At 63.8% G+C, this 10426-nt stretch carries 12 protein-coding genes and 1 pseudogene; 4 read left to right on the top strand and 9 right to left on the bottom strand.

Annotated elements, in window-relative coordinates; all coding sequences use genetic code 11:
- The 3 genes and pseudogenes from AC1DW2_RS42635 to AC1DW2_RS42625 all read right to left on the bottom strand — a co-directional run.
- A pseudogene (locus AC1DW2_RS42635) lies at nucleotides 1-412 on the bottom strand (long-chain fatty acid--CoA ligase); the annotation flags it as partial.
- Nucleotides 399-644 (bottom strand): acyl carrier protein, encoded by a 246-nt coding sequence (locus tag AC1DW2_RS42630; protein ID WP_014491754.1) that lies wholly within the window; start codon nucleotides 642-644, stop codon nucleotides 399-401. The pseudogene AC1DW2_RS42635 and the gene AC1DW2_RS42630, both read right to left, overlap by 14 nt.
- Before the next feature lie 148 nt (nucleotides 645-792).
- The gene (locus AC1DW2_RS42625; protein WP_354114545.1) at nucleotides 793-2607 is read right to left on the bottom strand and encodes a long-chain-acyl-CoA synthetase; all 1815 of its coding nucleotides are present in this window, start codon (nucleotides 2605-2607) and stop codon (nucleotides 793-795) included.
- Between the two features lie 286 nt (nucleotides 2608-2893).
- Here AC1DW2_RS42625 and AC1DW2_RS42620 point away from each other — a divergent pair, with 286 nt between their 5' ends.
- Nucleotides 2894-3598, top strand: a complete 705-nt coding sequence (locus AC1DW2_RS42620; protein WP_354114544.1) for an SGNH/GDSL hydrolase family protein — start codon at nucleotides 2894-2896, stop codon at nucleotides 3596-3598.
- A gap of 44 nt (nucleotides 3599-3642) precedes the next feature.
- On the opposite strand, the gene AC1DW2_RS42615 is transcribed toward AC1DW2_RS42620, so the two are convergent.
- From AC1DW2_RS42615 to AC1DW2_RS42595, 5 genes are all read right to left on the bottom strand, one after another.
- Complete coding sequence (locus tag AC1DW2_RS42615; protein WP_085398975.1) at nucleotides 3643-3912, bottom strand: DUF3551 domain-containing protein; 270 nt, start codon at nucleotides 3910-3912, stop codon at nucleotides 3643-3645.
- A 33-nt stretch (nucleotides 3913-3945) separates the two neighbouring features.
- Nucleotides 3946-4224 (bottom strand): DUF3551 domain-containing protein, encoded by a 279-nt coding sequence (locus AC1DW2_RS42610; RefSeq protein WP_354114543.1) that lies wholly within the window; start codon nucleotides 4222-4224, stop codon nucleotides 3946-3948.
- Nucleotides 4225-4351: 127 nt separating this feature from the next.
- On the bottom strand, nucleotides 4352-6229 hold the full coding sequence (gene htpG / locus AC1DW2_RS42605; protein ID WP_354114542.1) for a molecular chaperone HtpG: 1878 nt from the start codon (nucleotides 6227-6229) through the stop codon (nucleotides 4352-4354).
- A gap of 136 nt (nucleotides 6230-6365) precedes the next feature.
- On the bottom strand, nucleotides 6366-6791 hold the full coding sequence (locus AC1DW2_RS42600) for a hypothetical protein (protein WP_071909388.1): 426 nt from the start codon (nucleotides 6789-6791) through the stop codon (nucleotides 6366-6368).
- A 264-nt stretch (nucleotides 6792-7055) separates the two neighbouring features.
- The gene (locus AC1DW2_RS42595; RefSeq protein WP_477009084.1) at nucleotides 7056-7670 is read right to left on the bottom strand and encodes a nuclear transport factor 2 family protein; all 615 of its coding nucleotides are present in this window, start codon (nucleotides 7668-7670) and stop codon (nucleotides 7056-7058) included.
- A gap of 179 nt (nucleotides 7671-7849) precedes the next feature.
- On the opposite strand from AC1DW2_RS42595, the gene AC1DW2_RS42590 reads away from it, so the two are divergent.
- Nucleotides 7850-8632 carry an energy transducer TonB family protein gene (locus tag AC1DW2_RS42590; RefSeq protein WP_354114540.1) on the top strand — a complete coding sequence of 261 codons (783 nt, stop codon included), beginning with the start codon at nucleotides 7850-7852 and terminating at the stop codon, nucleotides 8630-8632.
- Nucleotides 8633-8701: 69 nt separating this feature from the next.
- On the opposite strand, the gene AC1DW2_RS42585 is transcribed toward AC1DW2_RS42590, so the two are convergent.
- Complete coding sequence (locus AC1DW2_RS42585) at nucleotides 8702-9508, bottom strand: response regulator (RefSeq protein ID WP_014491706.1); 807 nt, start codon at nucleotides 9506-9508, stop codon at nucleotides 8702-8704.
- Between the two features lie 221 nt (nucleotides 9509-9729).
- Here AC1DW2_RS42585 and AC1DW2_RS42580 point away from each other — a divergent pair, with 221 nt between their 5' ends.
- Nucleotides 9730-9960, top strand: coding sequence for a NepR family anti-sigma factor (locus tag AC1DW2_RS42580; protein ID WP_063986724.1), 231 nt, complete (start codon nucleotides 9730-9732; stop codon nucleotides 9958-9960).
- Nucleotides 9960-10426 (top strand): sigma-70 family RNA polymerase sigma factor (locus AC1DW2_RS42575; protein WP_477009083.1); only part of this gene is annotated, 467 nt, incomplete at its 3' end. The genes AC1DW2_RS42580 and AC1DW2_RS42575, both read left to right, overlap by 1 nt.

The following is a 10426-nucleotide window of genomic DNA, read 5'->3' as shown; positions in this document are numbered from 1 at the left end:
GCCATTCGGTGGCGCGTTTGGTCCTGGCCGGCGTGGCGGCCTGAAGCGGCAATTGCGCGGTGACGACGAGCGCGATTGTCTTTGCGTCCCATTGCGCGGGCTCGTCGGTGACAACAGCATCGATCTCGGCGTCCGCGATCAGCGCGTCGAGATGCGCCGGATTGAGATCGGGCGGGCACAGCAGCATGCGCCGCGCGACACCATCGAGCTCGATCATGGCGAGGCCCGATTTGAGCTGGTCCGACAGCTTCAGCAGGACAGAGCGGCCCGCCAGCTCACGCAGGCGACCGCCCAGAACCGTATGCCCCAGGACGTCCGTCAGCGACACCACATGATGGGCGTCGGAGATCGTGCGGCCCTTGAGCTCCGGGCTCAGATAGTCGCGGAGCGCAAAAATCTCACGCGGGGACATTTTCGTAGGCCCGCACGAAATCGCCCACGGTGGCGGGGAACGCTACGTCCTCGGAAATGGTGAAGGGATCGACGCCGGTCTCGTCCTCGAGGCGCGCCACCAGAATTGCGAAGGCGAGGGAATCGAAGCCCGTCTCGTGCAGGGACAGATCGTCCGAGAGTGCGGGAAGCGTGACGTGCTGCTCCTTGGCGATCTGCTGGATCGCTTCGATGACCTTAGACCTTACCGACATGGCTGGCTCACTCTTGTTATTGATGGTTCGTGTTGCAGCGGCTCTTGATGACCGCCTCCCCAAGGCCCGTGTTGTTTACCCGACAGAAGTAAATGGCTTCTTGGACAATTCAGATAAAATTGGACCTATCTGGCGGATTTTCGTGCGGCTAGAGCCTGATCGCGCCATCGATGATCCCTGCGTGCACGTCCGCGTCCAAGGCAACATAGGCGCCGGATTTCGGGTCGAGCATGAACAGCGGCTCGCCTATCAGCCCGGGATCAAAGCCCTCCCGGGCCAACTCGCCCTTCTTCTGCTTGAACGTCTCGGTCGCGTCGAGCTCGCGCGAGATACGGATGAAGACGGGGCGGGCGTAAACCGGCAAGCGCTGCGCCAGATGCGCAGGCAGCTCTTCGATATTAAACCCCTCGTTGACGACGATGGCGCTCATGCCGGCGCGGCCGTCGGTGCCGGGGATGCTGACGCCGTAGGTGGTGGCATCGATCACGCCGGTGAAATCGCGCACGGCGTCGTTGACTTCCGATGTCGCGACGTTCTCACCCTTCCAACGAAAGGTGTCGCCGATGCGGTCGACGAAATGGAAGAAGCCCTTGTCGTCGAGCCGCATCAGATCACCGGTGCGGAACCAGGCATCGCCCTTGGCAAAGACATCGCGCAGGATTTTCTTCTCGGTTTCGCCCGCGTCGGTATAGCCCTCGAAACGGCCGCCGCCTTCATCCGCGGTGCCGATGCGGCCGATGGCTTCGCCAGCCTCGCCCCTGGCGCAGGCAACGCAAAAGCCCTCTTCGTTGCGCAGCGGTGCACCACTATCAGGATCGAGCTTGACGAGCCCCGCCGGAAAGCGATGCGCGAGCAATGGCGGAACGCGGCCAATCGCACCCGGCTGGCCCTCAACGTTGAACAGCGAGAAATTGCCTTCCGTCGCCGCATAGAATTCGAGGATGCGAGGAATGGCGAAGCGGTTCTGGAAATCCTCCCAGATGTCGCCGCGCAGGCCGTTGCCGCAGACGAGCCGCAGGCGGTGACGGTTCTCGTATTCGGACGGCGCCGCCTTCAGAAGGTAGCGGCAGAGCTCGCCGATGTACTGGAACAGCGTGCAATCGTGCCGCACGATGTCGGGCCAGAAGTTCGAGGCCGAGAATTTTTCCGCGATCACCACGGAGCCGCCGGCGGCGAGCATGCTGCACGGCGCGACGATGCCGCCGACCGAGTGGAACAGCGGCAGGCAATCATAGAGCCGGTCCTGCGGCGTGGCGCCGGTGAGGCCGGCGAACCAGAAGCCCCAGTTGAGGATGCGGCGGTGGCTGATGCTCGCCGCCTTCGGCAGGCCGGTGGTCCCGGAGGTGTAGATCAGCAGGGCACGGTCGTTGATCGTCACATTGCCATGCTCGTCCGGCGAGAGCGGCCCGTCCTCGAGCGCGGCAAGTGCTACGTCGATCGCGCGCTCGCTGCGGGCATCGCCATGGGTCCAGACTTTTGCTGCTGTCTTCAGGTGCGGCGACGCGCCGTCCAACGCCTCTACGAGCTCGTGCGCGACGATGACATGCGACGGCCTGGCTACATCGACGCAATGCGCGAGCGACTGGCCGACGAGCTTGGTATTGATCAGCGCGACCACGCCGCCGACCCGGCTGATGCCGAGCCACGCGGCAACATAGTCGATGCCGTTCGGCATGATCAGCGCGACGGTATCCCCCTTGGCCACGCCGGCCGTGCGCGCCCAGCGCGCATAGCGGTTGATGCGCTTCGAGAGGCCTGCGTAGTCGATCGTTGTCTCAGCTGCGATCAGCGCGGTGCGAGCGGGCTGACGCTGCGCCCAATCGTCGACGACGTCGGCGAACAGCCGGCCCGGCAGCGTCTCGATGCGCGCGGTGAGCTCGATCGCCTTCAGCCAGATCTTTGAAGCCGAAGGTGCGCGCGCGACTTTCGGTTGCTCGATGACGCCGGTGGTCATGCCGTCCATTCTTTCGGAACGTATCTGCTGTTTCCCCAAGCTTAGCTCGCGCGCCCTGCCCAGGTGTTAAGAGACAAGGTAAAGCCAGGTTAGTACGTGATTAACTCTGGCCGTCCGACGCGGGCGAGTTGGGCGGCGTGCTGACGGCGGGGACCGACGGCTGGCGCAAGGCGGTCGAGTTTGTCTGGGGTCAGGAAGGCGTAGCGATCCGGCCTCGCCGAGGCTAGGCGCTCCCTGGCAAACGGGCTATGCTTTTCTACCCTGCGTTGTCAGGGCTACGAAAGGGAGGCGTCCCGTGGCTCTCGATCCGTCAGAGTTTCCGGTCCAGGCCGCGCCGTTCGACCAGCGCCTGGAGAATTTCGGCAGCCGCGTGAAGGGTGGGCAGGCCAGAGTGGTTGCGATCGGCTCGTCGACCACGGCGGGCGAAGGAGGCATCGCTCCCTATCCGCAACGGCTGCTGGCGGATCTTCGGATCAAATATCCAAATGTCGGAATCGAGGTGATCAACCGGGGCGTCGGCGGCGAAGACGCTCCTTTGGAGCTGAAGCGGTTCGAGCACGACGTCTTCGATCTCAATCCCGATCTCGTCATCTGGCAGGTCGGCACCAATTCGGTGTGGCAAGCCGACGGTCCCTCGTTTGCGGACACCACGAAGGCCATTCGTGAGGGTGTCGACCAGCTGCTCGGCGCGAAGCGGATCGACGTGATCCTGATGGACCTTCAATATGTGCCTGCGGTGCTGACACCGGCCAAGCGCCAGAAAGCGGACGCCATGGTCGAGGCGATCAGCCAGATCGCGTACGAGAAAGAGGTCAACGTCTTCCGCCGCTTCGCGCTGATGAAGGGCTGGCACGAGGTCGCAAGGATCTCGTTCGACCGTTTGGTCGACCCGGGCGATGACACCAGGCTGCACGCCAGCGACTGGACCACGGACAAGATGACGTGGCAATTGACCGACGCGATCGTCGCCGCTGCCAACAAGGCGCCTCACGGCACCTAGTTCTGCATGCTCCGCCGGATTCGCAGCTGAACGGGTGGTGGGCGCTAGCCGCTTCGCCTGTAGCGTGGGCGCGGCGGCGCAACGTTGACCGGATAATACGGATTGAGATCGCAGGTCGCGGCGCGGCCCGACGCCGTGGCGCGGCACTGCGGCAGCGACGTGAAGGAGCAATCGTACCACTCCCCGCCGCCACCGTTCGCGCCGGAATAGACGTGCATGCAGACGGGAAAGCTGGGATCAAAGGTCTGCGCATGCGACGGCGCAGCTGCGGTCAGCGCGCCGACGGTGATGATCAGGCCGGATGAGAAACGCATGAGGGATGTTGCTGCGTGCCGCATCGCGAACAACTACTGCACCTTCTTGTGACGCTTGCGCGGGGGCGGCGGCGGTTCGTTGTAGGCGTAATAGGGATTGACATCGCAGCTCGCCGCGCGGCCCGACGCCGTGGCCCGGCACTGCGGGATCGAGGTGAAGGAGCAGTCGTAATAGTCGCCGCCACCGCCCCGGCCGCCCGAAGTATAGACGTGCATGCACACCGGATAGCGCGGATCATAGGTCTGGGCGTCGGCATCTGCCGCCGCGAACAGCGCGGCAATCGCGGTGAGGGTCAGGACAGGCAGGCGCATGGAGACATCCTCGAATCGATGGCGGCGTCGGATCTCAAGCCGACGTCCTCCTATGGCATAACACCACGCCGGAGGCGACTGTTCCTCCGGCGGATGACGGCAAGGTGAGCGGGGTGCGCTGCGCGCGCTACCCGCCCAGCCCCTGCAGGACCAGCCGGTTGAGCCTTGCCGCAAACGCGGCAGGGTCTTCGGGCAATTCGCCGTCCAGGATCTGCGCCTGTTCGAGCAGGAGCAGGCTGAGATCGTCGACCGCCCTGGAGCCGGCCTGCGCCCTGGTGATCGCCGTTACCAGCGGATGGCGCAGATTGATCTCGAGGATCGGCTTGGTGCGCATGCCGCGGTTCTGCTGCGACAGGATGCGCTCGAGCTCGCGGCTCGGGCCCTGACTGTCGGCGACGAGGCAGGAGGCGGAGCTGGTGAGGCGCGTCGAGACCTTGACGTCGCTGACGCGCTCGCCGAGCGCGGCCTTGATCACCGCGATGGTGGCGGCCTCGTCGGCTTGCGGCTCGTCCTGCTTCGCCTCGTCGGCCTCGTCGGTGCGCGGGATCAGATCGAGATTGAGATCGCCCTGGCTCAGCGATTTCAGCGGCTTGCCGTCGAACTCCGATGGCATCGAGGTCCAGAAGGCGTCGACCGGATCCGACAGCAGCAGCACCTCGATGCCACGCGCGGTCGCGGCTTCCAGCCTCGGATTGGACTTCAGCCGCTCGATGCTGTCGCCGACGAGATAGTAGATCTCGGTCTGGTTCGGCTTGAAACCGGCGATGACGTCCTTCAGCGAACGCTTCTCGCCCGAGGTGGTGGTGAAGCGCGACAAGGACAGCAGCTTTTCGCGCCGCTCGAAATCCTCGTAGATGCCTTCTTTCAGCACTGCGCCGAAGGCGTCCCAGATCCTGGCAAAATTCTCCGGGTCCTTGTCGGCAAGGCTTTCGAGCTCGGACACGACCCGGGTCGCCACTGCTTTCCGGATCTGCGCCAGCTGCGGATTGTTCTGGAGCATCTCGCGCGAGATGTTGAGCGGGAGATCTTCGCTGTCGACCACGCCGCGGATGAAGCGGAGATAGCCGGGCAGCAGATCGGCATCGTCGGTGATGAAGACGCGGCGGACGTAAAGCTTCACCCGGCCCTTGCGGTTCGGCTCGAACAGGTCGAACGGCTTCGTCGACGGCGCGAACAGCAGCACGGCGTAGGAATAGCGGCCTTCCGCGCGGTAGTGCAGCGTCATCGCGGGATCGTCGAAGGCGGAGGCGATCTGCTGATAGGCCTTCTTGTAGTCCTCGGCCGTCAGCTCGGACTTGGAGCGCTGCCACAGCGCGCTCGCCGAGTTGATCTGGCGCGGCTCACCCTCTTCCGGCACCAGCTCGATGGGGAACAGGATGTTGTCGGAATAGGCACTGACGATGCGCTCGATCTCGTAGGTCTCGAGATACTTCTTGGCGTCGTCCTTCAGGTGCAGGACGATCTCGGTGCCGCGTGCCACGCGCGCCACTTCCTCATCGCTTGCGTGCGCTATCTCGAAGCCGGAGCCGCCGGAGGACGTCCAGCTCCACACGTCGCTCTCGCCGGCACGCCGGCTGACGACGACGATCTTCTCGGCGACCATGAAGGCGGAATAGAAGCCGACCCCGAACTGGCCGATCAGGCCGAGGCCGTCCTTGGCCTCCTTCAGCTTCGAGACGAACGCCTTGGTGCCGGAGCGGGCAATGGTGCCGAGATGGTCGATCAGCTCCTGGCGCTCCATGCCGATGCCGTTGTCGGCGATCGTGAGCGTTCCGGCCGTCTTGTTGGGGATGATCCGGATCTTGAGCGCGTCGCCCTCGCCCAGCAGCGCCGGGCTGGCGATGGCTTCATAGCGCAGTTTGTCGCAGGCGTCCGATGCGTTGGAGACGAGCTCGCGCAGGAAGATGTCGGTCTCGGAATAGACGGAGTGCACCATGAGGTGCAAAAGCTCGGAAACCTCGGCCTGGAAAGGCTGCGTATGCGCGGCCGTATCTGACGTCGTCATGCGTTTACCCGGTCAATCAAAGGGGAAAGAAACCCGGGATATAACGCGAGGGGATAGGGGATCAAGTGGACGTGAACTATCGCCCTCCCGGCGGGAAGGCGATTTGTCCGTGGCGGCCAAGGGCGGCGAAGAAGAATCAGGTCACACAGCGGCCGGGCTGGAGCAGCTTTGCGACCTCGGTCAGGGAGCTGACCATCGGCTCGCAGGCAATCGTCGGCCTCTTGGGACCCTGCTTCCGGTTCTGGAGCAGCACCGGCGGCTTGGCGTTGCCGGTCTCGATGACCGCGCGGACCCGCAGCAGCACCGACGTCTCGGCCAGATCGTTCAGCCGCATCGACACGGTGCGGGTGGGAACCGGGGCCTGCTTGACGTCGGCGAACCGGTCGGCCTTGCCGGAACGGTTGACGTTGTGACCCGCATCTTGCGTGGGCCTGTCGGCGACCGCCTGCCAGCGGTCGGCCAGATCATGGCCAGAGGCCAGCTGGACGGCACCGACCTGGACGGCACCAAGCGTCGCGGCAATCGCGACAACACCCAAAAATACCTTTTGCATCTGCAACATGGCTGTCGATCCCTCGCCCCATGGCGATCGCGGGAACAACGCGATGGGAGGACCGGCAGTTCTCAGCCGTTAAGATCACTTAACCGTGTGCGAAATTCACGGCAGGGCGCATAAAAAGGCCGCACAAAAAAATTTTCACCCGCCTGGAACGACTCTCAGGCCCGAGAGTCGTCTCAACAGCCGGCTATTCCCCCCTGCCCCATAAGCCGGCGACGTAGGGCGCGACTGTGGTGATGCCAGTCGCGCCTTACTTTTGTCTGAGCCTCACTTCGGCTTCCCCGCGAGCCAGTCCCGCCCCTCGCCATAGAGCTTCTCGACTTTAGGCCCGATCAGGCCCGGCATGTCGCGCTTGACCTTGTAGCCGATCAGCTCCTGCATGTAGGCGAGGTGGCGGTAACCTTCGGGCAGTGCGGCGAGCGCTTTTTGGTCGAGTTGAAGCGTTGCGGCGGGATCGACCGGGTCGATCCGGTCCTTCTCGTAGATCGGCTGGCGGCGGACGATGCCCCATTGGCCAATACCTGATTGGTCATGCCGCTTCTCCAGGAAATCGTAGAAGCGACCGGTGCAGACGACGTCGCAGAGCACGTCATGCACCAGGGCACGCTGCGAGATCGTCATCTTGGTTTGCGCAATGGCGCGCGCGCCTGCGAGATCGATGCTGGTGCCGCCGAGGAAATGCAGGATGCGCACGCCCTTGGCAAACCCCTCCTGACTGACCCGCATGAAATCCCGCGCCGGCCCCTGAAACCAGGTGGCGGACATCCAGCCCTCGTCATGCCAGACCGTGGCGAAACGCTCCCAGTCGCCGGCGTCGCGCCACACCGCCCAGTTCTCGACGAGGTCGCGGATGGCGAGGCGATCGAGGAGTTGCTGGTCCATGATGAAAAATCTCCTGGCGGCTCGAGGTCGCGACTGATGTCATCGACCCGACGTATGAACGAGGCAATTTGACCGCCGTCAAGCGGGCTTCCCGGCCCTTCGAATTGCCCACAGCCGCGTGAACGCGATACGGGTAACGAGCCTTGCAATCAACCTGACCGAGATTAGTATCCGCACCGATGCAGATGAAATTCCCCTTGTTGGCCGCGCTTCTCGGATGGTTGGCGGTTTTCCCCATACACGCACAGACAGATGTGCAGACCGAACGCGCGACGGCCTGGAAGGCGAGGCTGTCGGCCCACATAGCCAGCTACAGGCAATTTCCGGCTGAAGCACTAGGGCAAACCGGCGAAGCCAGGGTCACATTCGTCATCGACCGGTCTGGCAGGTTGATCTCGCAGGCTCTGGCCGTGAGCACCGGCTCTCGGCCGCTCGACGTTGCCGCGCTGCAGATCGTCGCCCGTGCCCAACCCTTTCCGGCGCCGCCTTCGGAGCTCAAGGATGAGTCATTCACGTTGACAGTGCCAATTGTCTTCGACCGCCGTCAATTCCCGGTGCAGCCTTCCGGGTTAGTGCTAAGGCCGAGTCCCGTGCTCACGGATGACGATGCCATGGCCGCCTGGCGCAAGGCGGCCACTGAACATGTCTGGCGCCACAGGGTRCTTCCTCCGGAGGCGATGGGTCAGATAGGCAATGCCGGCGTCACATTCGTGATCAATCGCTCGGGCCAATTGATCTCGCACGCTTTGGTGGAAAGCACAGGCTCCCCGCCCCTGGATGCGGCAGCTCTCAAAATGGTGGAGCGAAGCGAACCATTTCCGAAGCCGCCTTCCGAGGCCAAGGACGACCTCCAGCGGATGACCATCTTCATGACTCTCGACGGAGTGCAACGCTTGGTCGAGCCATGGGCGGACGAACCCAAGTTGAAGGCCAAGCTCAACAGCATCTGCCGAGGTTGTTGAGCAGGGGTGGGCGAACGAAAAAATGGCGCGCTTTGCGGCGCGCCATTCTCCGTTCAAATAGAAGCTTCCTTACGCCGCCGGCGCCTTCGGCGCGCGGTTGCGCGAGTTGCGCTGAAAGAACAGCGCCTGGCTCGCCACCGCCGACACCATCGCGGGCTGGAACGGCTTTGAGATCAGGAACGCGGGCTCGGGGCGCTCGCCGGTCAGGAAGCGCTCCGGATAGGCGGTGATGAATACCACCGGCACTTCGAAGGTGCGGAGCAGCTCGTTGACCGCGTCCAGGCCCGACGAGCCGTCGGCAAGCTGGATGTCGGCGAGGATCAGGCCCGGCCGCTTGTTCTTGGCCAGCGCCACCGCATCGGCATGGGTGCGCGCGACGCCGACGACATTGTGACCGAGATTCTTCACCAGGCTTTCGAGATCCATGGCGATGAAGGTCTCGTCCTCGATGATCAGCACGTCGGTCGCGATCTCGGCCGCCATCTCACGTCCCGCCGCATCGGCAAGCCGCCGCGTCTCGGCGACGTCGGTGCCGAGGATGTAGCCGACTTCCTCTTCCGAGAATCCCTCGAGCGAGAGCAGCAGGAACGCCTGCCGCGGCAGCGGCGTGATGTTCGACAGCCGCCGCTCCGGCGGCATCGGCAAGGTCGTCACCTCGGCATCGTCGTTGACGGAGACCGAATTCCAGATCTGGGTGAACAGCCGGAACAGGCCGGCGCGCGGACCATGGCTCTCGTCGAGCACGGACGGATCTCCGAGCATCGCTTCCAACATGGCTGCGACATAGGCGTCACCGGAGGCCTGGCTGCCCGTCAGGGCGCGCGCGTACCGGCGCAACAACGGCAAGTGTTCAGCAACAAGCTGCGAACGGGACATCCCCACTCCATTCATCTTCGGGCCGACCTTGACGAACCACGCAACAAGCGGGGAGGCCCGGGTTCCCCTGCTGGGCTGTCTACGCCTCACGCCAAGAAAAGTTCCGCTTATCTGGGAACTTTTTGTCGAACCTGGAATTGTGCCTATTCAGGGAACGGCTCCCGGTTGAGAGAACTTCTCGATTTTACAGTTACTTAACTCGGGGAAACGTGGAACAGGTCATGAAAGATCTCAAGTCTCAAGCCAGCAAAAGCACGACCCCCGGCAAGGGAGGCCTCACTCCGGAGATTCAGTCCCGGATCGGCCACCAGCTGCGCGCCATGTACGACGACGTGGTGCGGCAGGGGGTTCCGGACCGGTTCGCGGAACTGATCAAGAAGCTTGATGCGCCCGGAGGCGCACCCCAAGTGGAACCTGACAGGGGCTCCAACGACAACAATGGGAGGGATTAATGCCTCTCACGGACTCCCTTCGTGACGACATCCTCGCGGCCGTGCCAAGTCTGCGCGCGTTCGCGATCTCGCTGAGCGGCAATGCGGATCGCGCCGACGATCTGGTGCAGGAAACGCTTCTGCGTGCGCTCGCCAACATCGACTCGTTCCAGCCCGGCTCGAACCTGCCGGCGTGGCTGTTCACGATCCTTCGCAATCTGTTCCGCTCCGACTATCGCAAGCGGCGGCGGGAGGTGGAGGATGCCGAGGGCAACTATGCCAAGACGCTGAAGACGCAGCCGTCGCAGAACGCGCATCTCGAGTTCGAGGAGTTCCGCGGCGCGCTCGAGAAGCTTCCGCAAGACCAGCGCGAGGCCTTGATCCTGGTCGGCGCCTCCGGCTTCTCCTATGAGGACGCAGCTTCGATCTGCGGCTGTGCCGTCGGCACGATCAAGAGCCGCGTCAATCGCGCGCGCTCGAAGCTCGC

It is taken from the genome of Bradyrhizobium sp. P3_C3 (genome assembly GCF_056402655.1).
This window is presented reverse-complemented; position numbering and strand designations above follow the sequence as displayed.